The sequence below is a fragment of the Pseudomonas sp. HY7a-MNA-CIBAN-0227 genome, from assembly GCF_040310325.1.
Classification (GTDB): domain Bacteria; phylum Pseudomonadota; class Gammaproteobacteria; order Pseudomonadales; family Pseudomonadaceae; genus Aquipseudomonas.
In genome coordinates this window covers 1-269 of the sequence record NZ_JBEOPT010000152.1, presented here as the reverse complement: position 1 = coordinate 269, position 269 = coordinate 1, and the positions used below count along the sequence as shown (strand labels likewise).

1 pseudogene is annotated in these 269 nt (G+C 43.9%); it reads left to right on the top strand.

Features of this window, described 5'->3' with window-relative positions:
- Window positions 1-269, top strand: a pseudogene (locus AAEZ06_RS27370) (glycosyltransferase family protein); the annotation flags it as partial.

The following is a 269-nucleotide window of genomic DNA, read 5'->3' as shown; positions in this document are numbered from 1 at the left end:
CTGCTATTCTCAACCGTAATACATTACATGAGCAATTATTAGGAAGTGACTATCCTTTATTCGCTAATAGTGCAAGGGAGTTTTCTCAGCAGCTTACTCGTGCGTTAATGGTTCCCGAGGTGGCTCAGCAAGCTGCCGATGCATTACAGAAACTAGCCAAGAAACATACCTTTTCGACACGCGTAAATGAGATACGACAATGGCTGGCAGACATACCTGCTGTACCAAAAGCTGTAAAAAAGACGCGCATATTAGTAGCAGGACATGAC